Genomic DNA, 25,529 nt, shown 5'->3' on the forward strand with positions numbered 1-25,529 from the left:
CCGGAGGAGCGCGTTCACGGGAGCTGGATGCGTAGTTCGAGAGCAGCAGGCCATGAAGTGCGAACTTCGAGTTGTCGAGTCGAAGCAAGGTTGGTGGATTGAGGTTCTATATGTTGGGGGGCAAGACTCCTGGACGCGAAGCGTCTATGGGCCTCGCAGCGGCGTCCGATTTCTAATCGGACGGAAAGGGCAATACTTGGAGACTCATGCCATACCCTGAAGAACGAGTGCGACCTAACACGTTGGTCGACCGGACACGCTCTGGTCGGCTTCGCCTCCCGGCGCGTGCCGGTTACCGCCAGCGTTAAACATGATCTATCGAGCCGTTCTCGTATGCGATGGTATTCCGAAGGATGCTGGCTCGGAGGCTGCCATCGACATCGCGAAGAAGTTTGTGGAACATCGCAAATGGCACGCGAACGTTACATGCGCCTGGGACGGTTCGCGGCTCACATTTACCGCCGAGAACGATCACGACCCGAAAGGGTTGGCGCTCCTCGACGAGTTCTCAGATTGTTTGTCTGCGTACATGGCTGGCAGATTTGACGGTGATCTGAAAGTCAAATCGATCGATGAAGTGAGCGATCATGTCTAACAGGCTCGTCGAATGGACCCGCAACGACGGCCAGCGCGGTCGCCATTCTTGAAAGAAATCAATCAATGACAGAGATCTGGAGCGGGTGAAGGGAATCGAACCCTCGTATGAAGCTTGGGAAGCTGCCGTTCTACCATTGAACTACACCCGCATGGAAAGCCATTATAGGGAGCGGCCTGCCTGCTGGCAGCGGGTTTGGATGTAGTCACAAAGGTGTATCCATAGGTTACTATCGCTCGAGCCGTGCCCCACGCCGGCCACCCCACGTGTAGAGGCCAACGGTTCCGGGATGCAGGAAGACTGTCTTGAGCGAGAACAACTTATTTAGCCCGAGCGAGTACACCGCCGCCTTGCTGCTTTACCTGCGCAAGAACCCGGCGCGCGTGTTGTCGTCGCGGGCGCTTGAGATGGGGCCGGGCAGCGGTGTGGTGATGGCGACGCTGCTGGCGCTGGGGGCGCAAAGCGCGGTGGGCGTTGAACTCGAAGCCCTCGCGGTTCGGGCGACGCAAGACCTGCTCGACCAGGAGGGCCTGCGGGCCAAGGCCCGCCTGGTGCAGGGCGACCTGTGGGCTGCCTGCGGCGATGCGCGCTATGACCTGGTGGTCACCAACCTGCCGCAGTTCGCGGCTGAACACATCGAAGGCGACGGCCGCCTTCCAAGCTGGAGCGCGGGCGGCATCGACGGCCGCCGGAGTGTGGATCCGTTTTTGAAGGGGCTGGGCCGCCACCTGGCGCCCGGCGGCCTGGCCGTGATGACGCACAACGTGTTTCTCGACTTCAAAAAAACAGAGGCCATGGCCGATGCCATGGGCTTGCAGGCCCGCATCGCTTATTGCGCTTCCGCCCCATTGCCCGCGCACAAGCTGGCCAGCCTGAGCCCGCATGTGCTGGCGCGGTTCGCGGGGGAGGGCATCCATAGAATGGGCGACTACTGGTTTGTGGACTTCGACCTCGTTGAAATCAGCTGGAAGCATGGAGAAGCAGGAAAGCATGAGGCCGCCTGATGGGGATCTGCAGCGTGGATGAAGGCGGCCGGACCCTGCAAGCCGTGGCGGGCATGCGCCGCCTGCTGGCCTTGGGCCTGGCGCTGCTGCTGAGTTTCAGCGCCGCCGGCCAGGACACCCGCCAGCCGCCGGCGCCACTGCCGGGCGCCGCGCAAAAAAGCAAAAATTGCGATGCTTCCGTGGACGTGCTCGCACGCGTGCTGTGCACCAAAACCCTGAGGGTGGGCGTGCGCACCGGCTACCCGCCGTTTGCGTTTGAGGATGCCACAGGCGCGCTGCAGGGCTTTGAAATCGACCTGGCGCACCAGCTGGCGGGCTCGCTGGGTGTCGAGCCCGTGCTGGTGGTGGTCACGCCGGCCAACCGCCTGGCCTTGCTCGGTGAGGGGCGTGTCGACCTGGTCATCGCCACCATGGGCCACACCCTGCAGCGGGACCGCGAAGCCCTGTTTGTACGGCCGCACTACTACCAGTCGCAGACCATTGTGCTGGGCCGCAAGGAACTGCAGATCGGCGGGCTGGTCAAGCTGCGCGGCAACACCGTCTGCGTGACGGTGGGCAACAGCACCAATGCGGAGCTGTCGGTCAACGGCGCGCGCCTGAAGCTGTTTGACAAGGCCTCCAGCCTGGTCGACGAGCTGCGCCTGGGCGGCTGTTCGCTGGTTGCGCAGGACGACAGTTTTTTCGCGTCTTACCTGCAGCAGCCCGCGTTTGCCGCGGCCTACAACAGCAAATTCGGCTTCGCGCCGCTGCCCTGGGGCGTGGCCGTGGCGCGTGACGGCGGCGAGCGCCTGGCCGACGTGCTGGCTTTGTCGATGCAGCAGCTGCATATCTCGGGCGCCTTGCAGGCCCTGGCCCAGAAGCACGGTGTGGACTCGCCCTTCCTGGCGCAGCAGCGCCGGCTCTGGTCCAGCAGCAACTGCGCGCAGATCAGCGCCCTCAATGACCCGGCCTGCGTGACGGCGCCGCTGGACAACCAGCTGCAGCCGACTTCCTTCGCCCCCAAGGTGGACCAGCTCGAGAACTTTATTCATGAGACCACTGGCACGCGGGTCACGCTGGCGATGTTCAAGACCTGGGTGGCCCTGGACCTTCTTCTGGAAGGGGTGTGGTTTTCCATCCTGCTGGTGGTGGGCGCCGTGCTGGCGACCTGGGCTTTCGCGCTGGCCTTTGGCGCCGGCCTGACCTCGCACAAGACATGGGTCAGGGTGGCGATGCGCTGCGTGCTGTGGCCCATGCAGTCGACGCCGCTGATCCTGCTCATGATCCTGGCCGGTGTGGTGGTCGGCGCCATGGGCGCGACCTCGCCGCTGGTGGCGCTGGCCGCGGCCGTGCTGGTGCTGGGCGTCTTCAACGGCAGCAACGCCGGGCAGGCCGTCGCCGAAGCCATGCTCACGCTGCGCGAAGAGCGCGCGCCGGCGCAACCTGCTTTGAGCGCCGCGGTCTACCGGGCCAGGACGCAGATGGTCGCGTTCGTCGTGAACGCCACGCGGGGCAGCCCGGCCGCTTCGGTGATGGGCGTGCCCGAACTGCTGACCGCGCTGACCGACGTCGCGTCGTTCTCGAGCGAACGCATCACCACCTATACCTTGCTGCTGATTTTCTACATGGTGCTGGTCGCGGTGGTGCACCGCCTGGCCGACGTGTGGCAGTCGCGCCTGGCCCTGAGCAGGGGCGCCTATGCTTGAGCTGCTTGCGCGTTTCCTGCCGCAATTCCTGTCGGGACTGCTCGTGAACTTTGAGATCGCGACCTGCGCGCTGCTGGGCGGCATGCTGCTGGGCGCGCCGCTGGCGGCCGCTCGCTTTCATAACGGCCTGGCCGCCACGCCGGCCGCCTGGCTGGTCGGGCTGCTGCGGACCGTGCCCACCTTTGTGGTGATGTTCTTTTTGGTCAACGTCGTGCCGGGCTTTCACCTCGGCCAGCGGCAGTTCGCCATGACGCCCTGGCTGGCGGTGGTGCTTTCGCTCACGCTGTACGCGGCGGCCTATGTGTCAGACCACGCGGTCGAGGCCATGCGGCAACTGCGTAGCGGCTCGCCGGTGGCGGCCATGCTGTTTGTGATGGGCCTGGTGCGCGCCTTTTTTGTCATGGTGCTGTCTTCGGGCTTTGGCGCGGCGGTGGGCGTGGTGGAGGCGACCACCGTCACGCTGCGCACCATCGAAACCCTGCCCAAGGCAAGTGACCGGCTGTTGCTGATCGGCCTGGTCATCGTGATCTTCACCGCATGCTTCCAGTTGATCTACCACCTGATCAACCACTGGCGCGGCAAGCTGAACCAGCGCTTTCACCGGCCGGTGCAGGCGGCGCGGCTGGAAGGGGCTGAGCAGCCTTGAGGGGCGGCGTGGCCGGCAGGAGACGAGCGAAACCGACGGACTGGCTTGCGCCAAACCACCGCGTTGTTTGTATGAGCAACTCTTTGGCGTCGGATGTCGACTCGCTTGCCCAGGCGACAACGCCATCCGGGCGCACGAGCACCGCATTCAGGCCGAAGCGGGTGTCGGTGCTTCCACGCGTGTAGGCGATGCGGTCTTTCCAGGCGCCGGCGATGGGTTTCAACGTGTCGGCGCCGAACTCGAGCAACACGCCTTTTCCGGCACGCAAACAGTCAGCAAGTTTTCGGCCATCGGAAACTTCGAAGTCCGGCGCGCTTCGACCGACCAGGGGGTGCGCATTGCCAAGGTCATACCGCAACGCGGCACCCCATACCCGCTCGGCGAAATAGGTCGCGCCGTCCGGGGTCTCCATGAGGTCACGAATGATGGTTCCGAGAGCGCGGGAACTTTCGCCCGGCCGCATGAGTGCGACTTGCGCACGCGACCAGTCCAGAATTTGCGCACCCACGGGGTGGCGCTCGGCGGCGTAGGTATCCAGCAGGTCGCTCGGCGCATCGCCCCGAATGGTGGAGGCAAGCTTCCATCCGAGGTTCATGGCGTCTCCCAATCCCAGGTTCAAGCCTTGCCCACCGAGCGGCGAATGGATATGTGCGGCGTCACCGGCGAGAAGCACCCGCCCTTTGCGGTATTGGCCGGCCTGAAAAGCGCGGTCGGTCCACGTGGTCGCGAGCCTGAGCGCGGTTACGGTAACGTCGCAGGCGCAGACACGGCGCAAGACCGACTGCACATGCTCCAGGGTCACGGGCTGGCTGCGATGAAACGCGCCCCCGTCAAAGTCAACCATGGCAACGGTTCCCGGAGGCTGGAACGTGTACACCCCGGTGGGTGTGTACTGACGCCCTGGCGTCAGCTTCTCCGGGTCGGCCAACTCGACCTCGACCGAGTAGCCGGTGAACTCCGGCGGCGTGCCCAGGAAATCAAAGCCCCCGGCTTTGCGTACGGTGCTACGGCCTCCATCACATCCGACGAGCCAGCGGGCGCGAAAGGTCCGGTTGCCTGCCAGAACATCAACATGTTCGTCCGAAGCGTCGAACCCGTCCACGGCAAGGCCTCGCCGAATGTCTGCCCCCAAGGCCGTCGCGTGCGCGTCCAGGACGGCTTCGAGGTCCGCCATGGTCGAAGCCATAGGCGCGCTTGCCGGGCCGGCAACGACATAGGGCCATCGCGTGCTGTCGATCTTGTCCAGGAAGAACTGGATACCCGCGAAGTGTCCGCCAGGGCGCCGCGTCTGCCTCATCCAATGCGCTGCAGGCACCGGCTTGCTGTCGGCATCCTTGGCTCTTTGCGCTTGCAAGGCTTGAACTTCTCCAAGGAGTCCTCTGCGATAGAGCGCTTCGACAGTTGGAATTGAAAGCCCGCGCATTCCAAAGGGAAGGCCCTTGAGCGGAGAGTCCCGGTCCCCGGCCTGCTCGAGCACCAATACGGATGCGCCGCCCAGCCGCAGTTCACTGGTCAACAGCAAGCCAACCGGACCTGCCCCGGCCACTACGACGTCATAAATGGAAGAATCGTTCATTACCGCTCCTGAGTGATGTTCGACCGGAGCGGCTCGTCGACTTTGAGAGCCACACGGACGAACATGGGACGCCTGTACGGCATCCGTGTTCGTCGTGGGGCCTCCTGCGATGTGCGGAGGCAGAGCTCTCGTTTCTGAAAGGACCTGGACTGACCAAACCAAGTCTGCCTTTTTCGACAGCCACAGTTTAACAAGGCTTCCAGCTTGCCCGTTCAAAGGCTGGCAGCGACGTGGGTCTTACGCACGCAGGCTGTCGGGCAAAGGTATTCGCAGCGAAAAAAGACAGCGGTGAGCGAAACGCCCGCAATAGTCCGTAGCCGGATCTCAGCAACGGCCGGATAAGAAATCAAGGCCGCAGGTAAGCCCAGCCTTCGTGTTGCTTCTTCATGATCTCGGTCACACCCGCGGGCACGTAGCTGATGCCGGCGAGCATGTCGTCTTTCGTGAGCTTCTGGCCGCGCATGGTGTTTTCGCAGGCGGTGACCTTGACGCCGGCTTTGGCGGCGTCGGCGATGCGCGAGCCTGTGGGGGATTCGAGCTTGAGCATGCCTATGCCGGGGCCGTAGGCGACGATCTCGATCTCGACATTGGCGGCGCCCACGTCGTCCTGCAGGTTTTTGGCATTGTTGAGCGCCAGGTTCCATTTGGCCGGGTCGTTGTCGCTGACCTGGATGACGATGCCCTGGCGTTTGGCGCCTGCGGATTGCGCGAGAGCTGCCGGTAGCAGGAGGGCGAAGGCCGCGGTGGCGCCGGCCTGGACGAAGAGTCTGCGGTTCATGTTGTAGGGTCTCCTCAAAGAGAGGCTTATTTCAACACAACGGCGGGATGAAACAAGCCCTTGGACCGCTGTTACTGGAACGATATCCGGGTCGCATAGGTTCCCAGGCGCCTGCATTTGAGGGCGGTTGGTTTCCAACTTGTTGAATTCCGCTGAAGTCTGACCCGAGTTTTCCATCAAAATTTGACCCACACTCTTTGTGAGCAGAAGGTGCTCACGATGTGGATAAGTTCTTGGTTTTCTCCTTTTTAGGCTGAGTCTGTGTGGATCTGCCTCAAAGTGCGCCGCTGTTTCCGCGATTTTGTTGCCTCGATGACTAGCCAGGTGGCCAGCTTCTCGGCGTAGGGATCGAGCTTGCTGGAGCTGACCCGCCTCGGGTACTTGGGCTCGCTCTCCTCTGACCGTAGGTGCTTCTTCACTGTGTTGCGAGCCAAGCCTGTACGCCTTGAGATCTCGCGGATGGACATCTGATCCCTCAATGCCCAACGTCTGATGACATTCAATGTCGCCACGTCTATCACTCCTAATTTCCCCTGCTTTTAAAACAAGCAGGGTAGTGCCTACGTGGGTCAGTTTTGGATGGAAATTACTGCGCTAAGTGGGTCAGATTTCGACGGAATTCAACACGCTATCGATGTGGTCGGTTCAAACGACTGCGAAACGGTACAGGGCCGTTTGTATTGGCCTCCGTAAAGCGGTCGCTTTGGCGGGCGATGATCGAGTTTGCGCGGGAACACGATGTCGCCAACGGCAATAGTCCTTGGCACATCTTCGATGGCGCTTCAGGCTGTCTGAAGGTCTACACGCAGGTAGCCTCCGATAGATTCGACGACGGGTATCACGCGATCCTGTATGCCTACGGCACGGAAAGCATCTGGTTGCCTTGGGAGGCAAGCGTCGCCATCGGATGGGAAATTCCCACGAACTTCGGAAGCACTGCGGACGTCTCCGCTCGCACGAATTGGGACGCTGATTTCACGCACGATTGGCTGCTCGAAGAATTCATTCCAGAAGTGCTTCGCTGGAATAGCACCGTGCCGCAGAAGCAACAGAGCAAGTCTCGTTTTCTGCGTAAACCCGCTGTTCAGCTAACCCAGTGTCGAACAGTAGACATCTCCGACGTCGCCTCATCTTCTGCCATTGAGTTGAGCATGCGCGTCGTTCCAGAAGAGTTCGACGGATTGTTGGCGTGCGTCGGAGCTTTGCAAGCGCACTTCAATGGGCGCCGCTCGGAGGTAATGATCGAGCCCGCACTGGGTAAGGCAGTGCTGACAGCGATCGACCGGGCACTGTCGTTTGTCAAGCTGCCTTATGAGGGTTATCTTCGCGGCGTTCTAAGCATTCCGCCTGAAGAGAATGTTGTTGACGCTGTTCGCGCGCGTTCTCGGTCTGATGCTGCGGCGACCTCTTCAGCGGTAATGGATTTTCAGCTGCGCGGGCTGCTAGAGGTAATGGATACAGTGAATGCGGTGCCAGCGGGCGAATGGCGCAGTATCGCCTCCATGCTGCAGCCGGTGCTTGATCGCTACAACGAAGACGTGCTCTGCGATTTATTTACAGCTGAGTAGCTGCATTAAAGCCACGTACTTGCAAGAGCGGATTTCTGCTTTCACCAGAACGCTCAGATGCTAGCCTGAACGAAGAGTCTGCGGTTCATGTTGTAGGGTCTCCTCAAAGAGAGGCTTATTTCAACACAACGGCGGGATAAAAAAAGCCCCCGGGACCGCTGCGAGCGGTTCCGGGGGCTTGCGGTTGATACAGGCCCGGGCTTATTCGCCGGAAGCCAGGGATCCCGACGTGGCGGCCGCCGCAACGGGCGTGGGGGCTTTGGCGCTCTCGCCCTGGTTGTCGGAATGGATGTGGTGGTCTGGCGACTTGATCAGCTTGCGGATAAACACCACCGTCTGCCACACAACCAGGATGCCGATGACGCCCAGCAGCGTCGCGCTGATCGGTCGGTTGACGAAGACGTTGAAGCTGCCGCGGCTCAGCAGCATGGCGCGGCGGAAGTTCTCCTCCAGCATGGGGCCCAGGATAAAGCCCAGCAGCAGCGGCGCGGCTTCCATGTCCAGGCGCAGGAAGAGGTAGCCGATAAAGCCGAACACGGCGGTGGTGTAGATGTCGTCCAGGCTGTTGTTGATGCTGTAGGTGCCTATGCAGCAGAAGAACAGGATGGCCGGGAACAGCACGGTGTAGGGGATCTTGAAGACCGACAGCCAGTAGCGCACCAGGGGCACGTTCAGGACCAGCAGGAAGCAGTTGCCGATCCACATGCTGGCCACCAGGCCCCAGAACAAATCGGGGTGGGTGCCGATCATGTTGGGGCCGGGCTGTATGCCCTTGACCACGAAGGCGGCCATCATCAGCGCCATGACGGCGTTCTCGGGAATGCCGATGGCCATGAGCGGGATGAAGCTGGTGCGTGCGGCGGCCTCATCGGCGGCGGCCTGTCCGGCCACGCCCTCGATGCAACCGGTGCCGATTTCATGCTTGTACTTGCTGAGCTTTTTGTCGGCGGCATAAGCGGCGAACTGGGCGATGGTGGGGCCGCCGCCGGGCAGGATGCCCAGCACCGAGCCGATCACGCTGCCGCGCAGCGCGCTGGGGATGATGCGCTTGAACTCGGGCCAGGTGGGCATGAGCTTGATCTTGCCGTTGAAGGGCGTGAGCACATTCTTGTTGTCGAGGTTTTTCACGACCTCGGCTATGCCGAAGCAGCCCAGCGCGATGCTGATCAGGCCGATGCCGTCCATCAGGAAGGGCAGGTCCATGGTGTAGCGCGCCGTGCCGCTGTTGACGTCGGTGCCGACCATGCCCAGCAGCACGCCGACCATGGCCATGGCCAGGCCGTTAAGCAAGCTGCCGCTGCTGACAAAACTCACGCAGAAGAAACCCAGCAGCATCAGCGCGCAGTAATCGGCCGGCCCGAAGAGGAAACCGACCTCGCCCAGCGCGGGTGCCATGGTCGACAGCACCACGATGGCGACCGTGCCGCCGATGAAGCTGGAGACACCGGCGGTGAAGAGCGCCAGGCCGGTCTTGCCCTTGAGCGTCATCTGGTAGCCGTCTATACAGGCCACGATGCTGCTCGCATGCGGGATCTTCATGGTGATGGCACTCACGCTGTCGCCGTATTGCGCGCCGTAGTAAATGCCGGCCAGCATGATGAGGGCGCCGCCGGTGGGGATGGAATAGGTCAGCGGCAGCAGCAGGCTGATGGTGGACAGGGGGCCCAGGCCGGGCAGCAGCCCGATGAGCGTGCCCACCGTGCAGCCCAGGGCGCAGTACATCAAATTTTGCAGCGTCAGTGCGTGTTCGAAACCGAACGCGAGGTTGTGTAGGACTTCCATATCAGTACAGGGGCAGGCTTAGGCCCAGCAGGTGTTTGAAGGCAAAGGCCACGGCGATCAGGCCGAGGGAGATCTTGACGTTGCGTACCAGCGAGTACGAGGTGCCCGCCAGGGTGGAGCAGAACACCAGGAAGACGATTCCCAGGATCATGTTGACGAAGTGCGAGATCAGCGAGAAGCCGACCAGGCTCACCAGGATGATGCCGATGTTCTTGACGCTGTAATCCAGCGGCACGGGGTCGACGAAGTGCGAACGCACCACGGTGAGCACGCCGATGACGAAGAGGAAGGAGCTCACCAGCAGCGGGAACAGGCCGGGCCCGGAGCGGCTCAACTCACCCAGGGTGTAGTTGAAGGACACCCCGCCGAAGACCAGGGCGATGGCCATGAGGCACAGGCCCCGGACGAAGTTGCGGTTGCTGAAGTTCATAGCGGCTTGCTCCATGGCTGGGCCGCGAGGGGCCTTGTCGCAAACGGGGGGTGTGTCATCCGTGTCTCCTAGAGTGGTGTTCCCGGCCTGCCGCCGCTGAAACAGTGCGGCCGGCGGGGTGTTCGGGCTGGAGGGGATGTTAGGAAGCGAGGCTTCCAATCTGCTTTCGTTTTGCGCGGCCGGGGCCAAAATACGTGTTATCACTAACGGGTAGTGAGGCCTGCGGAGAAGCTTTGTTTCTCTCTCTGGGAGAGGGGACAAGATAGATTCTCTCCCTCCCCCATTGGGGGAGGGGGGGGGTGGGGGCGAGCAGCCTATGCGTGGATCAGTGGGATATTGATCCGCCGCCGGCCCTCACCCTAACCCTCTCCCAGAGGGAGAGGGGACAAGATAAGCCGGAGAGGGAGTAATACCAAGCTAGATTTGCTCCCTCTCCCTCTGGGAGAGGGCAGGGGTGAGGGCGATCCCCGCATTCGAACGCCTTCAACTTTCAGGCGCCGTCAGCCCTCACCCTAACCCTCTCCCTGAGGGAGAGGGGACAAGATAAGCGGCAACCGCAGGATGGCGCGCAGGCCGGTGCCGGTGGGCGCGTCGGCCAGCTCGATGTCGCCGCCGTTGCGCCTGGCGTAGGCGCGCGCGATGGACAAGCCCAGGCCGGAGCCGTGCGAGCCTTTTTCAGCCGCTGAACCGGCCGAATGGAAGCGTTCAAAGACTTGCGCGCGCCGCGCCTGGGCGATGCCGGGGCCGTCGTCGCGAACCTCGGCCAGCGCCATGCCGTTCGCATGGCCCGCCATCACGGTGATGCGCCCGCCCGCCGGCGTGTAGGCAATGGCGTTGTGCACCAGGTTGGACAGCGCCTCGTGCAGTTCGGCCTCCCGGGCCAGCACCGGGACGGCGGGTGCATCCTCCGCCGTGCCCGCGTCGGCCGAATCCCCCCGGGCATCCACCCAGCCCAGGTCCAGGTTTTTCTCATGGGCCAGCGCCAGGTATTGCAGCACCACTTCGCGGGCGATGGCATTGAGGTCGACCAGCGCGGGCACACCGGCCGGGGGCGCGCTGTCGCTCGCGTGGGCCAGCGACAGCAACTGCTCGCACAGGCGCCTGCTGCGCGAAATCTGGGCGACCATGGCGCGCAGGGTGGCATGAAGCTGTGCCGGGTCTTTTTCGCGCAGCGCCACGCCGGCCTGGGTCAGCATGATGGCCAGCGGCGTGCGCAACTGGTGCGAGGCATCGGCCAGGAATTGCGACTGCTGCTCCAGCAGCTCGCGGTAGCTGGCCAGGTGCTGGTTCAGGGCCTCGACCAGCGGCGCCACTTCATGCGGCACGCCGCTGGTGTCCAGCGGCTTGAGGTCGGTGTGCTTGCTTTCGAGCACGGACTTGCGCAGGCGCTCCAGCGGTTGCAGCGACCATGTCACGCCCAGCCAGACCAGCAGCACCATCACCAGCACCATGCGCGCGTCGCGTATCAGCTCCTGCCGCAGCGTGGCGGCCTGCGCGCGGTCGCGCGGTTCGGTGCTTTCCGCGACCTGAACCAGCAGGCCGAAGAGCTGGCCGCGCCCGTCAAGCACCTGGCTGCGCAGCGCCACCACCCGGACCGGATGGCCCGCGTGGAAATCGTCGTACCAGACGGGCCCGACCACGTCGGGGGTGTAAGGGTCCGGGTAGGGAGGCGGCGGCGCGGGCAGGTCTGTCGCGCCCAGCAAGGTGATCTCACGCAGGCCGGTTGCCCCCGCCGGTGTTTCCTCCCGGGCTGTCAGGCCGACATGCAGGTATTTCTGCAAGGGGCCGGCGGAGGCGAACAGGGCTTGCACCCCGGCTGGCGCGTTGAGCTGCAGCGAACCGTCCCGTGCCGGCGCCACGCTGCTTTGCAGCGCGTGCGCGGCTTCGAGCATGCTCTGGTCGTAGGCATCCTGCACCTGGTTTTCCAGCGCGCGGTAGTCGTTCCAGCTGTCCAGGGCCAGCAAGCCCAGGATGGCCGGAAGCAGGAGCGTCAGCAGGCGGGCACGGATGCCGAAGCGGTCAGGGTCAGTCCGCAGGATCTTCATGGGCTTCTTGCGCTTCCTGCGCCACGGCCTCCAGCATGTAGCCCAGCCCCCGCACAGTGACAATGCGCACATCGCCGCCTTCGAGCTTTCGGCGCAGGCGATGCAGCACCAGCTCGATGGCATCGGGGCCGGCGTTGCTGTCGGCCGGAAAAACCTTGGCCGAGAGCTGCGACTTTTCCACCGGCGAACCGCTGCGCACCAGCAGCACCGACAAGGCCGCGCTTTCACGCGGCGTGAGCTGCAGCAGCGTGCCCGCCAGTGTGAAGGCGCGGCTGTCGTGGGGGCATGACAGGGACCCGCATTGCAGCGGCGCATGGGCACGGCCCCGGCTGCGCCGCACCAGCGCGGCGAGCCGGGCTTCGAGCTCTTCGATGGCAAAAGGCTTGGACAGGAAATCGTCCGCCCCGACGTTCAGGCCCTTGACCCGGTCCTGCAGCGAGCCCTGTGCGGTCAGCACCAGAACGGGTGTCCGGTTGCCGGCCTTGCGAAGGTCCGCCAGCAGGGCCAGCCCATGCCTGTCGGGAAGCCTCAGGTCGAGCACCACGGCGTCATAGTCGTTGCCGGCCAGCAGCGACTCGGCGGTGCCGGCATCCGGCGCATGGTCGGATACAAAGCCGCTCTGCTTGAAAGCGCGCAGCAGCCAGGAGGCCATTTCGGCTTCGTCTTCCACAAGCAGCAGGCGCATGGTCGGTGATAGGGTGTGGCCGCGGTTTCGGCGGCGTGGTGGGCGGAGTGTTCCCGGAAGGATAACTCAGCGCTGGATGTCCCCCAGGCACAGGTACTTCATCTCGAGGTACTCATCCATGCCGTGGCGCGAACCCTCGCGGCCCAGGCCCGACTGCTTGACGCCGCCGAAGGGCACGTGCTCGGTCGCGATCACGCCGGCGTTGATGCCGACCATGCCGTATTCCAGCGCCTCGGCCACGCGGTAAATGCGGCCGATGTCGCGGCTGTAGAAATAGCTGGCCAGGCCGAACTCGGTGTTGTTGGCCGCGTCTATCGCTTCCTGGTCTTTCTGGAACCGGAACACCGGCGCGAAGGGGCCGAAGGTTTCCTCCCGGGCGCACAGCATGTCGGAGGTGGCTTCAGAGATCACGGTCGGCTCGAAGAACTGCCCCTTGATCTTGTGGCCGCCCGCGAGCAGCTTGCCGCCTTTGGCCAACGCGTCGTCCACATGGCGCTGCACCTTCTCGACGGCGGCGTCTTCGATCAGCGGGCCTTGCACCACGCCGTCTTCAAAGCCGTTGCCGACCTTGAGCGCCTTGACCTTGGCGGCGAATTTTTCGACGAACTCGTCGTACACGCCGTCCTGCACATAGATGCGGTTGGCGCAGACGCAGGTCTGGCCGGCGTTGCGGTATTTGCTGGCCATGGCGCCCTCGACGGCCGAATCCACATCGGCATCGTCGAACACGATGAAGGGCGCGTTGCCGCCCAGTTCCAGCGCGAGCTTCTTGATGCTGGGCGCGCTTTGCGCCATCAGGATGCGGCCGACTTCGGTGGAACCGGTGAAGCTGATGTGGCGCACCACGTCGCTGGCGCAAAAGACCTTGCCCACGGCGATGCTGTTGGCGCTGTCGGCCGTCAGCACGTTGAGCACGCCGGCCGGGATACCGGCGCGCAGGGCCAGCTCGGCGGCAGCCAGGGCCGTCAGCGGCGTGAGCTCGGCCGGCTTGATGACCACCGGGCAGCCGGCGGCCAGCGCCGGGGCAACTTTGCGGGTGATCATGGCCAGCGGGAAGTTCCAGGGCGTGATGGCGGCGCACACGCCGATGGGTTGCTTCAGGACCATCAGGCGGCGGTTGTTGTCGAACTGCGGCAGGGTCTCGCCGTTGACGCGTTTGGCTTCCTCGGCGAACCACTCGACAAAGCTCGCGCCGTAGGCGATTTCGCCCTTGGCCTCGGCAAAAGGCTTGCCTTGCTCGGCGGTCATGATGCGGCCCAAGTCTTCCTGGTTGGCCATCAGCAACTGGAACCACTTGAGCAGGATGGCGTGGCGTTCCTTGCCGGTCTTGCTGCGCCAGGCGGGCCAGGCGGCGTTGGCCGCGGCGATGGCGGCTTCCGCGTCCTGCGGGCCCAGGTTGGCCACGTCGGCCAGTTTCAGCCCGGTGGCCGGGTCGTTCACGTCGAACCGGGCCTTGCCCGCAACCCACTGGCCGTTGACCAGCGCGTCGGTCTTGAAAATGCTGGGGTCTTTGAGCAGGGAAATAGGGGAAGTTTTCATGTCCATGAGCGGGAATCCTTAAAGCGTGAAGATGCGGAAGGGGATAACGAAGGTAAAGAAGCCGTGGGGGCGCTGCGAGGGGCTGTGGGCGGCTGTGAGGAGAGGGGGGCTGCCCTGGGATTCTGACAGTTTTCGAAGAGCGGTACGCTCGGCAAACGGGTATGCGACCCGGGGAAAGGGTTTCCGTGCGGAAGGCGCTTTTGCCGCCCGCCTGCGTTACTTCATGCGTTGGGCAAACTGCTTTTCCAGCGCCGCCCCGCCGGGCCGTGTCCAGAAGGCCGGGTCAAATGCCAGCGAACGGCGCATGTTGCCGGGCGCCGACGGCAGGTCGCTGCCTGCCATGGACAGATCCGTGACCGGTGCGGCAGAGGCGGTGCGGTTGCGGCCCGTGTCGTAGCGCAGGATGGCGTTGAAGTGTGTCGGGCCGTAGGGTATTTCACGCGAAAAGGCCAGTTGCGCTTCTTCCGAGGTGGCGAAACTGATGAAGGCGCGCGCCTGTTCCAGCCTGGGCGTGCCTTTGATGATGACCCAGTAGTCCAGCTCGTACACGGCGTCGGCCCATGAGATGGCCAGCGGGTTCAGCCGTTCGCGATTGGCGGCGGCGATGCGCCCGTTGAAAGCGGTGGACAGGGTGGTCTCGCCGGAGGCCAGGCGCTGCGGCGGCTGGGAGCCCGACTCCCACCAGACGATGTGGGGCTTGAGCTGCTCAAGCTTGGCCAGGGCGCGCTTCACCCCGGCCTCGGTGGCCAGCGTCGCGTAGACATCGCGGCGGTGCACGCCGTCGGCCATCAGCGCGATCTCCATGTTGTAGCGCGCACCCTTGCGCAGGCCCCGCTTGCCGGGAAAGCGCTGCAGGTCCCAGAAATCCTGCCAGCTTCGCGGCGTTTCCTTGAAGCGACCCGGTTCGTAAGCCATCACCGTGGACCAGACAAAAGCACCTACACCGCAATCCTGGACCGTGCCCGGCAACAGCATACCGGCATGGGGAATGGCGCCGCGGTCTATGCGCTCGAACAGGCCCGCGTCGCATCCGGCCTTCAGGTCGGCGGATTCCACTTCGACCACGTCCCATTCGTTCCTGCGTTCGTTGACCATGCCGCGGATGGCCGAGAGTTCACCGGAGTATTCAACGCCCCGGGCTTCTATTTTGCGGGCCAGCTTGAAGGGCTGGATAAAGGCCACGTCCTGCGCCTTGCCGTTGGCCCCGCCGAAGTTGGCGACGGTCAATCCCTGGGCCGGAATTTGCACGGGAGCCTGGGCTTGTGCGGACGGCGCCAGAACGAAAGCGGCCGCAAGCGTCAACGTGTGGAGTGTTTTCATAAGGGGCGCTTTGGTGGTTGAAGGCGAAGGCTCAGGCCCTGCGTCCGCGCAGCCATTCCAGCAACAGCAGGAGGGCCGTGGTGAAGAGGATGAGCAGTGTGGCTACAGCGGCAATGGTGGGCGAGATGTTTTCGCGGATGCCGGTGAACATCTGCCGCGGCAGCGTGGCCTGGTCGGCGCCCGCCAGAAACAGGGTGACCACGACTTCGTCAAACGAAGTGGCGAAGGCGAACAGCGCGCCCGAGATCACGCCGGGCGCGATGACCGGCAGGGTGATCCTGAAGAAGGTGCGCAGCGGTGTTTCGCCGAGGCTGAGCGAAGCCCGCACCAGGTTGTGGTTGAAGCCCGCCAGCGTCGCCAGCACGGTGGTGAGCACGAAAGGCGTGCCCAGCGCCGCGTGCACGGCGATCAGGCCGAAGTAGCTGTCGGCCAGGCCGAGCGGCGCGAAGTAGAGGTAGGTGGCCACGCCCACCACCACGATGGGCACCACCATGGGTGCGATCAGGACCGCCATGAGCAGGTTCTTGAAGCGAAAGTTGGCGCGCGACAGGCCGACGGCGGCAAGCGTGCCCAGCGAGGTGGCGATCAGCGTGGCCGCCGGCGCCACGATGAAGCTGTTCTTCGCGGCGCGGGCCCATTCAGGTGAATCCATCAGGTTGCGGTACCACTTCAAGGACCAGCCGGGGATGGGATAGGCCAGGAAGGAGCTGTCGGAAAAGGACAGCGGCACCATGACCAGGATAGGGGCCAGCAGAAAAACAAGTATGGCAACGCAGGCCGCGCGCACCCCCCACCAGCCGGCTTTGTCGGCGGCGGTGGCGTAGCGCGGAAAAGCGGGGCCGTTGAAGATTTTGGGCATGGTGATGAAGGCGAAAAGTTCTGCGGCGGGAAATCGGTCTCAGCCCATGCTGAGTTCGGCTTTGCCGATGCGCCGGTAGACGCCGTACAGCAGCATGGTGGCCGTCAGCAGCAGCGCGCCGAGTGCGCAGGCCATGCCCCAGTTGATCTCCACATTGGTGTAGCGGGCGATGTAGTAGCTCAGCATCTGGTCGTCCGCGCCGCCGAGCAGGGCAGGCGTCACGTAGTAGCCGATGGACAGGATGAAGACCAGCAGCGCGCCGGCGCTGATGCCCGGATAGGTTTGCGGCACGTAGACGCGAAAGAATGCGGCCAGCGGTGGGCTGCCGAGGGAAACCGCGGCGCGGATATAAGTGGGAGGCACATTCTTCATCACGCTGTAAAGCGGCAGGATCATGAAGGGCAGCAGGATGTGCACCATGGCGATCACCACGCCGGCGCGGTTGAACAGCAGCGGCAAAGGACTGTCAATGAGGCCCACGCCCATCAGCCCGCGGTTGACCAGGCCTTCGGACTGCAGCAGCACGATCCATGCAGCCACCCGCACCAGGATGGAAGTCCAGAAGGGCACCAGCACCAGGATCATCAGCAGGTTGGCCTTGCGCGCCGGAAGCGAAGCCAGCCACCAGGCCAGCGGGTAGCCCAGCGCCAGGCAGAACAGAGTGACGACAAAGCTGATCTGGAAGGTGCGAAGCAGGATGGGGCCGAAGGCGCGCAGCTCGGGCGGCATGCGTTCGACATCACCCTGGGCGCCCCGCCGCAGGTCCACCGAGGCCAGCAGGTAGTCGGGCGTCCAGCGCGAACCGTTTTTGGCGATGGCTTGCCAGAAGGGCGGTTCGGCCCAGCGCGGGTCGAGCTGCAGCAGCCTGCCGCGAATTTCCTCGGGCGATCCGGTGACAGGCAGGGCGCGAAACGCACCCATCACCAAAGAGCGGGAGCCCGGTACTTCCGCGTTGAGCCGCCGCGCCAGTGCACCGGCGTCCGAGCTGTCGGAAAGGTGGCCCAGGTCTTCCACCAGCGCCGCATAGCTTGCGGCGGGCGGTGCTGCCTGCGGGTTCCAGCCCTCCAGGCTTTTGACTGTCCGGGGCAGTGCAGCCACCACCTCCGGATTTTCAACGGCGCGTTGCAGCAAGGCGGCAATGGGGATGAGCAGGGTCAGCAACAAAAACACCAGCAGGGGCACGGTCAGGGCGAAGGCGCGCCACTTCTGGCGGGCACTGGCCCGGGACAGTGCCCGCCGCAGCGCGCGGGAGTCTTCGCCCGACAGGGCTGCGTTGCTGGTGGAACTGTTCATGCTGGCCTGCTTCCCGGGTTTATTGCGTGGCCCAGGCGGCGAAACGTTTTTCCAGCGCTTCGCCCTGGTCGGCCCAGAAGCCGACGTTCATCTGGATGGCCTCTTTCGCGTTGGCCGGCGAGGTGGGCAGGTCGTCCAGCACCTTTTTGTCCAGCTTGGCCAGGGCCTTGGTGTTGACAGGGCCGTAGGCGATGTTCTGCGCATACACGGCCTGCGTGGCGGGCTGGCTGGCAAAGGCGATGAATTTCATCGAGGCGTCCTTGTTGGGCGCGCCCTTGGGGATGACCCAGTAGTCCAGGTCGTAGATGCCACCGGGCCAGTAGATCTTCAGGTTGCGGCCTTCGCGGTTGGCGGCGTCGATGCGGCCGTTGTAGACCGTGCTCAGGGCGACGTCACCAGCCACGAGGAACTGGGCGGGCTGGGCGCCGGCTTCCCACCACTGGATGCTGGGCTTGAGTTCGGTCAGCTTGCGGAATGCGCGGTCGGCGCCGTCTTTGGTGGCCAGGACCTTGTAGACATCGGCCGGCTTGACGCCATCGGCCATCAGCGCGAACTCCAGGTTGTAGCGCGCGCCCTTGCGCATGCCGCGTTTGCCGGGAATCTTTTTGACGTCCCAGAAGTCGGCCCAGCTGGTGGGGGCGGTCTTGACCTTGTCGGCATTCCAGGCCATCACGGTGGACCAGACAAAAACGCCCACACCGCAGTCGGTGACGGCGGCGGGAAGGAAGTCCGCCTTGGCGCCGATTTTGCTGAAGTCGATCTTTTCAAACAGGCCTTCGTCGCAGCCGCGCTGCACGTCGGGCGCCTCGACTTCCACGACGTCCCAGGTGACCTTCTTGGTCTCGACCATGGCCTTGATCTTGGCCTGTTCACCGTTGTATTCGACGGCGACCACTTTGGTGCCTGTCTTCTCGTAGGGCTCGTAATACGCCTTCTTCTGCGCATTGGCGTTGGCGCCGCCGAAGTTGATCACGGTGATCTGCTGTTGCGCCAGGGCTGGCAGGGCCAGGCAAGAAGCCGCCGTGATGGCGATGATGTTTTTCTTCAGGGTGGTCATGGGGTGAGTCCTCGGTGGTTGATGAAAGAAACGCGTGAAAAAGAAAGGCAAAAAGTGTGGTGCGGGCGCGGTCAGGTGCCGTAAATCCGCGTGAATGCCGCGGGGAATTCCAGGTGAACGGCCTCCCCGGGCTGCGGCGACGCCAGGCCGTCCAGCGCGATCAGGGGCAGCTTCACCGTGGCTTCGGCCTGGCCTTCGCCAAGGTCGCAGAGCAGGCGCAGGTGGTCACCGAAATAGATGACCCGCGCGACGCGCGCGGCGAGCACGTTCGCCAGCGCGGGCAGGGGCTGGCGGTGCAGCACGATGCGCTCGGGCCGGATGTAGGCCTCAACCTGCGCACCGGCAGGCGCCTGGTTGACGTTGATTCCGCCCAGGACGCGGCCGTCCGGCAGTTCGATGCCGGCGGTGCAGGCCTTGCCCTTGAGCACCGTGCTGTCGCCGACGAAGCCGGCCACAAAACGGTTGGAGGGCGTCTCGTACAGCGCCTCCACAGGGGCCAGTTGCTGGATCACGCCATCGTTGAACACCGCCACGCGATCGCTCATCGTCAGCGCTTCGCCCTGGTCGTGCGTGACGTAGACAAAGGTCACGCCCAGCTGCTTGTGCAGTTCTTTCAGCTCGATCTGCATGTGCTCGCGCAATTGCTTGTCGAGCGCGCCCAGGGGTTCGTCCATCAGCACGAGCTGGGGCTCGAACACCAGTGCGCGCGCCAGGGCCACGCGTTGCTGCTGGCCGCCCGAGAGCTGCCCGGGCAGGCGGTCGGACATGCCCGACAGGCGAACCATGTCGAGCGCGCGCCGCACGCGGCTTTCCTGGTCGGCCTTTGCCACCTTGCGCACGGTGAGCGGGTAGGCGACGTTCTGGCCCACGGTGAGATGCGGGAACAGCGCGTAGTTCTGGAACACCATGCCGAAGTTGCGCTTATGCGGCGGGGTGCCGGTGATCGGCTTGCCGTTGAGAAAAATTTCGCCCGCGGTCGGGGACTCGAAGCCCGCCAGCATCATCAGCGTGGTGGTCTTGCCGGAGCCCGAAGGGCCCAGCAGGCTCAGGAACTCCCCGCGATGGATGTCGAGGTCGAGCTGCTGCACGACAAGCTGCTCGCCGTCATAGGTTTTCTGCACGCCTGCAAAGCGCACGAGGACATCTTGGTCGGTCATCGGTTTTCCTGAGCTGTCCATGTCCACGAAGATCAGCGCGATGCTTTGAAGCTGTCGGCCAGGATTTGCAGGCCTTCATCGAGCAAGGCATCGGACGCCGTGAGAGGAACCAGAATCCTGATCACATTACCGTAGGTGCCGCAGGAGAGCAATATCAGTCCGCGCCGGGCGGCCTCGGCCACCACGCGCCTGGTCAGGGCCGCGTCGGGGCGAGCGGGGTCCGCGTCTTCGAAGAGCTCGATGGCCACCATGGCGCCCAGGCCGCGCACGTCGCCGATGGACTTTTCTTTTTCGGCGATGGTGCGCAGGCCTTTGACGAGGTGGGCGCCCACGGTTTTGCTGCGCTCCAGCAGCTTTTCTTCCCGGAAGGCCTTGAGAACTGCCAGCGCTGCGGCGCAGCCGATGGGACTGCCGGCATAGGTGCCGCCCAGGCCGCCGGGGCCGGGCGCGTCCATGACTTCTGCGCGGCCGACCAGGCCCGAGATCGGAAAGCCGCCGGCCATGGATTTGGCGATGGCGATCAGGTCGGGCGCCACCGGCCACTGTTCGCAGGCATACCAGGTGCCCGTGCGGCCCGCCCCGGTCTGCACTTCGTCGGCGATCAGCAGGATGCCGTGGCGGTCGGCCAGGGCCTTGAGGCGACTGATGAATTCGGGCGGGGCGATGTAAAAGCCGCCTTCGCCCTGCACCGGCTCAATGATGAAGGCCGCCACGCGCTCGGGCTCGACGTCGTTTTTGAGGATCTGCTCGACCGAATGCAGCGCCTGGTCAATGCTCACGCCGTGCAGGGCGTTGGGGAATTCGGCGTGGAACACTTCGCCGGGGAAGGGGCCGAAGCCCAGCTTGTAGGGGGCGACCTTGCCGGTCATGCCCAAGGTCATGTTGGTGCGGCCGTGGTAGCCGCCCGTGAAGGCGACGACGCCGGGGCGCTTGGTGTAGGCCCGCGCCACCTTGACGGCGTTCTCGACCGCCTCGGCGCCGGTGCTCAGCAGCAAGGCCTTTTTGGCGAAGTTGCCGGGTGCCAGGGCGTTGAGCTTTTCCGCCAGTTCGACGTAGGGCTCATAGGCGACGACCTGGAAGCAGGTGTGGGTGTAGAGCTCGAGCTGGGCCTTGACCGCGGCAATGACTTCGGTGTGCAGGTGGCCGGTGTTGAGCACGGCGATGCCGCCTGCGAAGTCGATGTAGCGGCGGCCTTCCACGTCCCACAGTTCGGCGTTTTTGGCGCGGCTGACAAAAATCTCGTGGGCCTGGCCTACGCCGCGTGTCACGGCTGCCTGGCGGCGCGCCATCAGGGCGGCGTTGCTGGTGGTTGGGGTTGACTGCATGGATGGAGGTGTTTTCTGGTTGAGGAAGGAGGAATGGGCTGGACTTTAGAAGTCCGCGCCAGGCCCGTCCATGTACACCGCCGCGCTGTTTTCAACACACTGTGCAGGTCTAGAATCCTGTACATGGATTCCCCAACCCGGTGCAAGACGATTGCAATGCACAATCCGCCCTTTTTGGTTTTTTGATGCTCACACTGCGCCCGGAATTACAGACCCCCCTGGTGAGCCAGATCGTTGACGGCCTGCGGGGGATGATTACCGGGCAGGCCCTGAAACCGGGCGTCAAGCTGCCTTCCATCCGCGGTTTTGCCGCCATGCATGGCGTGAGTGTTTTCACGGTGGTGGAGGCCTATGACCGCCTGGTGGCCCAGGGGTGGCTGGTTTCCCGGGCCAATGCCGGGTTCTTCGTCAAGCGCAGGGGCGATGAAGGTGCATCGGGTGCACCGTATGCGCAGCCCCCGCAGCCGAAATTTGACGCGCGCTGGTACCTCAAGCAAATCTTCGAAAACCGCAACCTGCCGATGAAGCCCGGGTGCGGCTGGTTGCCGCACGACTTCCTGTTTGGGGACGCGCTTCGCCGCAGCATGCGGCATCTGTCGGTGGACGGCTCCTCCCTGGAAGGCTACGGCCTGCCCCATGGGCATATGGCGCTGCGCATGGTCATCGCGGAAGCCATGGCTGAAAACCAGGTGTCGGTGGAAGCGGATCAGGTGCTGCTGACGCAGGGCTCCAGCCAGGCGCTGGACCTGGTGGCCCGGCAGCTCCTCAAACCGGGCGACACCGTGCTGGTGGACAACCCCGGCTACCCCAACCTGATGTTCATGCTGCGTTTTCTGGGGGCCAAGCTGGTGGGCGTGCCGCGCACTCCCACGGGCTACGACCTCGCCGCGCTGGAGGCGCTGCTGCTTGAGCACAAGCCCAAGGCCTTTTTCACGCAGCCGCGTTTGCAAAGCCCGACCTGCTCGATCGCCTCGGCGGCCCACCTGCACCGCTTGCTGCAACTGGCCGAGGCGCATGACTTCATGCTGGTGGAGAACGACATCTACGCCGACATGGACCCGACCTCACGGTCCACCCTGGCCAGCCTGGACCAGTTGCGGCGCGTGGTGTACATCGGCAGCTTTTCCAAAACAATTTCGCCGAACCTGCGCGTGGGCTACCTGCTGGCGCGCGGCGACCTGATCGAGGACCTGGCCCAACTCAAGATGATTTCGGGGCTCACGTCTTCGGACATCGCCGAGCGGCTGACTTTCGGCGTGGTCACCGACGGCCGCTGGCGCAAGCACCTCAAGTCGCTGCGGGAGAAACTGGCTTTGGCGCACCGCAAAACCGAAAAGAACCTGAGCAGCCTGGGGTTTGAGCTTTTCCATGAACCGGGGGCCGGCATGTACCTGTGGGCCCGGCACCCTGACCTCCCGGACGGTGCGGAGCTGTCCAAGGAGGCCACGCCCGAGGGCATCATGCTGGGGCCGGGGCAGCTGTTCCTGATGGACCCCCATCCCACGGGCTGGCTGCGCTTTAACGTGGCCTTCAGCGACGATGAGCGCATATGGCGCTTCCTGTCCCACCGCATTGAGCTGGGCCAGCAAGCCGCCCAGTAGCAGCCCGGGGCCCGGGCTTCTGGCGAGGCCTCAGATCTCGATGACGCGGCGGGCGAAGCCCTCAAGGTAATCCATCAGCTTGTTCGCGCCCAGCACCGCGGCGGCCCCGTCGCCGGTGGCGATGCCTTGGGCCAGCTCCATGTGAAAGCGCGCGCCTTCGGCGATCTCGCCCTCGTGCTGGTAGGCGTACCAGAAGCGCCGGCACTGCACGATCAGCGGCACCACGCTCTTGACGGCCGAGCTGTTGCGGCAGGCTTCGTGGTTGACGACGTCCAGCTCGTGGTCGGCCGCCATATAGGCCTCCAGGTTGGCGCGCTCGGCGGCTTTGACCATCTTGGCCGCGCAGGCGACGATGGCCTTGCGCTGGGCCGCCGTGGCGCGGCGCGCCGAACATGCGGCAACCACACCTTCCAGCACGCGCCGCGTCTGGATCACGTCGAGGTGGTCGGCCAGGTCGATGTTGGAGACCAGCAGGCCGCGCCGGGGCTGCTGCACGATCAGGCCTATGGAGACCATGCGCAGCAGCGCCTCGCGAACCGGGGTGCGGCCCAGCTGGGTGCGCTGGGCCAGGTCGGCCTCGACCACGGGGGCGCCGGGCTGCAGCTGCAAGGTGGCGATCATGGCTTCGATCGCGTCGTAGGCGACGTCGGCGGCCCGGCGTTTAGGGGCTGTTGGCGGTGCGGTCGTGGACAGGGACATGGTGTTGTTGGGCATCTCGGCGTTGCAGCAGGGCCTGCCATTCGCCGACCAGGCCGCGCCGGAAGAACGATACACAGACGATGAAGGTCAGGCCTATGAGCACGGTTACCACGCCGCCCAGGGCGGCGAGATGGTTCTGCAGGCTGACCACCAGGGTGGAGCCTACCACGGGCCCCCAGCTGGTGCCTAGCCCTCCCAGCAGCGTCATCAGCAGCACTTCGGTCGAGGTGCTCAGCATCACGTCATTGAGCGCCGACAGCTGCAGCACCAGCGCCTTGAGCGAGCCGGCCAGCCCGGCCAGCGCGGCCGACAGCATGAAGGCGTAAAGCTTGCAGCGGTCGGTGTCGTAGCCCAGCGAGACGGCGCGCGGCGCGTTGTCGCGCAGCGCCTTGAGCGCCTGGCCGAAGGGCGAATGCACGATGCGGTGTATGGCCAGGAAGGCCGCGACGAACACCGCCAGCGTGAAGTAATACATGTTGTTGTCCAACGAGAGGTCGACAAGGCCCAGCAGCTTGCCGCGCGGGATGCCCTGCATGCCGTCCTCGCCGCCGGTCCAGGGGATCTGCACCGCCAGGAAGTAGGCCACCTGCGAGAGCGCCAGGGTGATCATCGCGAAGTAGATGCCGGTGCGGCGTATCGCCAGCGTGCCTATCAGCCAGCCTATGGCGGTGGCCACCGCCATGCCCGCCAGGATGGCGAGCTCGACGGGAAAGCCGGCGGCGCCGAAGCGGATCATCAGGATGCCGGTGGTGTAGCCGGCCCAGCCGAAGAAAGCCGCGTGGCCGAAGGACACCAGGCCGGTGAAACCGATCAGCAGGTTGAAGGCCAACGCGAACAGCGCGTAACACAGCACCTTCATGATAAAGACCGGGTAGGCGATTTCGGGGAAGGCCGGCACCAGCAGCGCGGGCAGCAGCAGCGCCAGCAGGATGCGCACAGGCATGGGGATGTGGGTGAGCAGGGATTTCATGGCTTCAGTGCTCCTTGCCGAAAAGGCCGGCGGGGCGCGTGAGCAACACCACCGCCATGATGACGAACACCACCACGGTGGAAGCCTCGGGGTAAAACACCTTGGTGAGGCCTTCGAGCAGGCCCAGGGCCAGGCCGCTGACCACGGCGCCCAGGATGGAACCCAGCCCGCCTATCACCACCACCGCGAACACGATGTTGAGCAGATTGGCGCCCATGAGCGGGTTGACCTGCATGATGGGCGTGGCCAGCACGCCGGCGATGCCAGCCAGGCCCACGCCGAAGCCGTAGGTCAGCGTGATCATCAGCGGGATGTTGACGCCGAAGGCCTGCAGCAGCTTGGGGTTCTCGGTGCCGGCGCGCAGCAGGGCGCCCAGCCGGGTTTTCTCGAACAGGAACCAGGTGCAGCCGCAGATCAGTATCGAGGCCACCACCACAAAGCCGCGGTACAGCGGCAAATACATAAACCCCAGGTCGACGCCGCCCTGCAGCAGCGCGGGCGGGTCGTAGCTGGCGCCCGAGATGCCGTAGAAGTGGCGAAACACGCCTTCGAGCACCAGCGAGACGCCGAAGGTCAGCAGCAGGCCGTAGAGGTGGTCCAGGTGGTAGAGCCGCTTGAGCAGGGTTTTTTCGAGCAGCACCCCCAGGCCGCCGACGATGAGGGGCGCCAGCACCAGCGCCGCCCAGAAGTTGATCTTGAACTCCGGGCCCAGCAGCAGCGGCAGCTGCGAAAAGCCCATCCAGGCCAGGAAGGCGGCCACCATGAACTGCGCGCCGTGCGCGAAGTTGATGATGTTGAGCAGGCCGAAGATGATTGCCAGGCCCATGCTCAGCATGGCGTAGAAGCAGCCGTTGATCAGGCCCACCAGCAACTGGGCCAGCAGGGACTGCATCGGGATGTCAAACATGATGTGTG

22 protein-coding genes, 1 tRNA gene and 1 pseudogene are annotated in these 25,529 nt (G+C 64.4%); 6 read left to right on the plus strand and 18 right to left on the minus strand.

What is annotated here, in order from left to right:
- The first annotated feature begins 310 nt into the window (after positions 1-310).
- On the plus strand, positions 311-595 hold the full coding sequence (locus AC1DXS_RS14660) for a hypothetical protein (protein ID WP_477738220.1): 285 nt from the start codon (positions 311-313) through the stop codon (positions 593-595).
- 77 nt (positions 596-672) lie between these two features.
- On the opposite strand, the gene AC1DXS_RS14665 is transcribed toward AC1DXS_RS14660, so the two are convergent.
- Positions 673-746 (minus strand) — tRNA-Gly (locus AC1DXS_RS14665).
- 154 nt (positions 747-900) lie between these two features.
- Between AC1DXS_RS14665 and AC1DXS_RS14670 the strand changes: the two genes are divergently transcribed.
- From AC1DXS_RS14670 to AC1DXS_RS14680, 3 genes are read left to right on the plus strand one after another with little or no spacing between them, the layout of a single operon-like run.
- Positions 901-1,599 carry a methyltransferase gene (locus AC1DXS_RS14670; protein WP_477738221.1) on the plus strand — a complete coding sequence of 233 codons (699 nt, stop codon included), beginning with the start codon at positions 901-903 and terminating at the stop codon, positions 1,597-1,599.
- Complete coding sequence (locus tag AC1DXS_RS14675) at positions 1,599-3,284, plus strand: transporter substrate-binding domain-containing protein (RefSeq protein ID WP_477738222.1); 1,686 nt, start codon at positions 1,599-1,601, stop codon at positions 3,282-3,284. The genes AC1DXS_RS14670 and AC1DXS_RS14675 overlap by 1 nt, the downstream gene beginning before the upstream one ends.
- Positions 3,277-3,930 (plus strand): ABC transporter permease, encoded by a 654-nt coding sequence (locus tag AC1DXS_RS14680; protein ID WP_477738223.1) that lies wholly within the window; start codon positions 3,277-3,279, stop codon positions 3,928-3,930. Before AC1DXS_RS14675 ends, AC1DXS_RS14680 begins: the two co-directional genes overlap by 8 nt.
- Here AC1DXS_RS14680 and AC1DXS_RS14685 read toward each other — a convergent pair.
- From AC1DXS_RS14685 to AC1DXS_RS14695, 3 genes and pseudogenes are all read right to left on the minus strand, one after another.
- Entirely contained in the window at positions 3,848-5,506 is a 1,659-nt protein-coding gene (locus tag AC1DXS_RS14685) for an FAD-dependent monooxygenase (protein WP_477738224.1), read from the minus strand. The genes AC1DXS_RS14680 and AC1DXS_RS14685 overlap by 83 nt on opposite strands.
- Before the next feature lie 346 nt (positions 5,507-5,852).
- A complete protein-coding gene (locus tag AC1DXS_RS14690; RefSeq protein ID WP_477738225.1) occupies positions 5,853-6,284 on the minus strand; it encodes a DsrE family protein in 432 nt (143 codons plus the stop codon).
- Positions 6,285-6,541: 257 nt separating this feature from the next.
- Positions 6,542-6,805 (minus strand): annotated as a pseudogene (locus tag AC1DXS_RS14695) (IS21 family transposase); the annotation flags it as partial.
- Positions 6,806-6,997: 192 nt separating this feature from the next.
- Between AC1DXS_RS14695 and AC1DXS_RS14700 the strand changes: the two are divergent.
- Positions 6,998-7,852: a hypothetical protein gene (locus tag AC1DXS_RS14700; RefSeq protein ID WP_477738226.1), complete on the plus strand. Its 855-nt coding sequence runs from the start codon at positions 6,998-7,000 to the stop codon at positions 7,850-7,852.
- A 201-nt stretch (positions 7,853-8,053) separates the two neighbouring features.
- Here AC1DXS_RS14700 and AC1DXS_RS14705 read toward each other — a convergent pair whose 3' ends face one another.
- The 11 genes from AC1DXS_RS14705 to gabT form a co-directional block, all read right to left on the minus strand.
- Positions 8,054-9,634: a tripartite tricarboxylate transporter permease gene (locus tag AC1DXS_RS14705; RefSeq protein ID WP_477738227.1), complete on the minus strand. Its 1,581-nt coding sequence runs from the start codon at positions 9,632-9,634 to the stop codon at positions 8,054-8,056.
- 1 nt (position 9,635) lies between these two features.
- Positions 9,636-10,064, minus strand: a complete 429-nt coding sequence (locus AC1DXS_RS14710) for a tripartite tricarboxylate transporter TctB family protein (protein WP_477738228.1) — start codon at positions 10,062-10,064, stop codon at positions 9,636-9,638.
- Positions 10,065-10,576: 512 nt separating this feature from the next.
- The gene (locus AC1DXS_RS14715) at positions 10,577-12,109 is read right to left on the minus strand and encodes a sensor histidine kinase (protein WP_477738229.1); all 1,533 of its coding nucleotides are present in this window, start codon (positions 12,107-12,109) and stop codon (positions 10,577-10,579) included.
- Positions 12,090-12,794, minus strand: a complete 705-nt coding sequence (locus AC1DXS_RS14720; RefSeq protein WP_477738230.1) for a response regulator — start codon at positions 12,792-12,794, stop codon at positions 12,090-12,092. Before AC1DXS_RS14720 ends, AC1DXS_RS14715 begins: the two co-directional genes overlap by 20 nt.
- A 66-nt stretch (positions 12,795-12,860) precedes the next feature.
- A complete protein-coding gene (locus AC1DXS_RS14725; RefSeq protein ID WP_477738231.1) occupies positions 12,861-14,339 on the minus strand; it encodes an NAD-dependent succinate-semialdehyde dehydrogenase in 1,479 nt (492 codons plus the stop codon).
- A 210-nt stretch (positions 14,340-14,549) separates the two neighbouring features.
- The gene (locus AC1DXS_RS14730; RefSeq protein ID WP_477738232.1) at positions 14,550-15,653 is read right to left on the minus strand and encodes an ABC transporter substrate-binding protein; all 1,104 of its coding nucleotides are present in this window, start codon (positions 15,651-15,653) and stop codon (positions 14,550-14,552) included.
- Positions 15,654-15,684: 31 nt separating this feature from the next.
- The gene (locus AC1DXS_RS14735; protein WP_477738258.1) at positions 15,685-16,503 is read right to left on the minus strand and encodes an ABC transporter permease; all 819 of its coding nucleotides are present in this window, start codon (positions 16,501-16,503) and stop codon (positions 15,685-15,687) included.
- Positions 16,504-16,551: 48 nt separating this feature from the next.
- Positions 16,552-17,805 (minus strand): ABC transporter permease, encoded by a 1,254-nt coding sequence (locus tag AC1DXS_RS14740; RefSeq protein ID WP_477738233.1) that lies wholly within the window; start codon positions 17,803-17,805, stop codon positions 16,552-16,554.
- Positions 17,806-17,824: 19 nt separating this feature from the next.
- Positions 17,825-18,862 carry an ABC transporter substrate-binding protein gene (locus AC1DXS_RS14745; protein ID WP_477738234.1) on the minus strand — a complete coding sequence of 346 codons (1,038 nt, stop codon included), beginning with the start codon at positions 18,860-18,862 and terminating at the stop codon, positions 17,825-17,827.
- Between the two features lie 71 nt (positions 18,863-18,933).
- Positions 18,934-20,019: an ABC transporter ATP-binding protein gene (locus tag AC1DXS_RS14750; RefSeq protein WP_477738235.1), complete on the minus strand. Its 1,086-nt coding sequence runs from the start codon at positions 20,017-20,019 to the stop codon at positions 18,934-18,936.
- Between the two features lie 32 nt (positions 20,020-20,051).
- Positions 20,052-21,344, minus strand: coding sequence for a 4-aminobutyrate--2-oxoglutarate transaminase (gene gabT, locus AC1DXS_RS14755; protein WP_477738236.1), 1,293 nt, complete (start codon positions 21,342-21,344; stop codon positions 20,052-20,054).
- Positions 21,345-21,529: 185 nt separating this feature from the next.
- Here gabT and AC1DXS_RS14760 point away from each other — a divergent pair, with 185 nt between their 5' ends.
- Positions 21,530-22,945, plus strand: coding sequence for an aminotransferase-like domain-containing protein (locus tag AC1DXS_RS14760; RefSeq protein WP_477738237.1), 1,416 nt, complete (start codon positions 21,530-21,532; stop codon positions 22,943-22,945).
- A gap of 30 nt (positions 22,946-22,975) precedes the next feature.
- Here AC1DXS_RS14760 and AC1DXS_RS14765 read toward each other — a convergent pair whose 3' ends face one another.
- The 3 genes from AC1DXS_RS14765 to AC1DXS_RS14775 are packed head-to-tail and all read right to left on the minus strand — an operon-like array spanning position 22,976 to position 25,521.
- Positions 22,976-23,644, minus strand: a complete 669-nt coding sequence (locus AC1DXS_RS14765; protein WP_477738238.1) for a GntR family transcriptional regulator — start codon at positions 23,642-23,644, stop codon at positions 22,976-22,978.
- Positions 23,607-24,614, minus strand: a complete 1,008-nt coding sequence (locus tag AC1DXS_RS14770) for a branched-chain amino acid ABC transporter permease (RefSeq protein WP_477738239.1) — start codon at positions 24,612-24,614, stop codon at positions 23,607-23,609. Before AC1DXS_RS14770 ends, AC1DXS_RS14765 begins: the two co-directional genes overlap by 38 nt.
- A 4-nt stretch (positions 24,615-24,618) precedes the next feature.
- On the minus strand, positions 24,619-25,521 hold the full coding sequence (locus AC1DXS_RS14775) for a branched-chain amino acid ABC transporter permease (protein WP_074575838.1): 903 nt from the start codon (positions 25,519-25,521) through the stop codon (positions 24,619-24,621).
- Positions 25,522-25,529: the final 8 nt, after the last annotated feature.

It is taken from the genome of Polaromonas sp. P3_B1 (assembly GCF_056402935.1).

Coding starts and splice junctions, on each gene's coding strand:
- AC1DXS_RS14720 (WP_477738230.1), bottom strand. CDS start 12,794: ATGCGCCTGCTGCTTGTGGAAGACGAAGCCGAAATGGCCTCCTGGCTG.
- AC1DXS_RS14700 (WP_477738226.1), top strand. CDS start 6,998: ATGATCGAGTTTGCGCGGGAACACGATGTCGCCAACGGCAATAGTCCT.
- gabT (WP_477738236.1), bottom strand. CDS start 21,344: ATGCAGTCAACCCCAACCACCAGCAACGCCGCCCTGATGGCGCGCCGC.
- AC1DXS_RS14675 (WP_477738222.1), top strand. CDS start 1,599: ATGGGGATCTGCAGCGTGGATGAAGGCGGCCGGACCCTGCAAGCCGTG.
- AC1DXS_RS14725 (WP_477738231.1), bottom strand. CDS start 14,339: ATGGACATGAAAACTTCCCCTATTTCCCTGCTCAAAGACCCCAGCATT.
- AC1DXS_RS14710 (WP_477738228.1), bottom strand. CDS start 10,064: ATGAACTTCAGCAACCGCAACTTCGTCCGGGGCCTGTGCCTCATGGCC.
- AC1DXS_RS14740 (WP_477738233.1), bottom strand. CDS start 17,805: ATGAACAGTTCCACCAGCAACGCAGCCCTGTCGGGCGAAGACTCCCGC.
- AC1DXS_RS14770 (WP_477738239.1), bottom strand. CDS start 24,614: ATGAAATCCCTGCTCACCCACATCCCCATGCCTGTGCGCATCCTGCTG.
- AC1DXS_RS14750 (WP_477738235.1), bottom strand. CDS start 20,019: ATGACCGACCAAGATGTCCTCGTGCGCTTTGCAGGCGTGCAGAAAACC.
- AC1DXS_RS14715 (WP_477738229.1), bottom strand. CDS start 12,109: ATGAAGATCCTGCGGACTGACCCTGACCGCTTCGGCATCCGTGCCCGC.
- AC1DXS_RS14705 (WP_477738227.1), bottom strand. CDS start 9,634: ATGGAAGTCCTACACAACCTCGCGTTCGGTTTCGAACACGCACTGACG.
- AC1DXS_RS14775 (WP_074575838.1), bottom strand. CDS start 25,521: ATGTTTGACATCCCGATGCAGTCCCTGCTGGCCCAGTTGCTGGTGGGC.
- AC1DXS_RS14730 (WP_477738232.1), bottom strand. CDS start 15,653: ATGAAAACACTCCACACGTTGACGCTTGCGGCCGCTTTCGTTCTGGCG.
- AC1DXS_RS14760 (WP_477738237.1), top strand. CDS start 21,530: ATGCTCACACTGCGCCCGGAATTACAGACCCCCCTGGTGAGCCAGATC.
- AC1DXS_RS14745 (WP_477738234.1), bottom strand. CDS start 18,862: ATGACCACCCTGAAGAAAAACATCATCGCCATCACGGCGGCTTCTTGC.
- AC1DXS_RS14660 (WP_477738220.1), top strand. CDS start 311: ATGATCTATCGAGCCGTTCTCGTATGCGATGGTATTCCGAAGGATGCT.
- AC1DXS_RS14685 (WP_477738224.1), bottom strand. CDS start 5,506: ATGAACGATTCTTCCATTTATGACGTCGTAGTGGCCGGGGCAGGTCCG.
- AC1DXS_RS14680 (WP_477738223.1), top strand. CDS start 3,277: ATGCTTGAGCTGCTTGCGCGTTTCCTGCCGCAATTCCTGTCGGGACTG.
- AC1DXS_RS14765 (WP_477738238.1), bottom strand. CDS start 23,644: ATGTCCCTGTCCACGACCGCACCGCCAACAGCCCCTAAACGCCGGGCC.
- AC1DXS_RS14690 (WP_477738225.1), bottom strand. CDS start 6,284: ATGAACCGCAGACTCTTCGTCCAGGCCGGCGCCACCGCGGCCTTCGCC.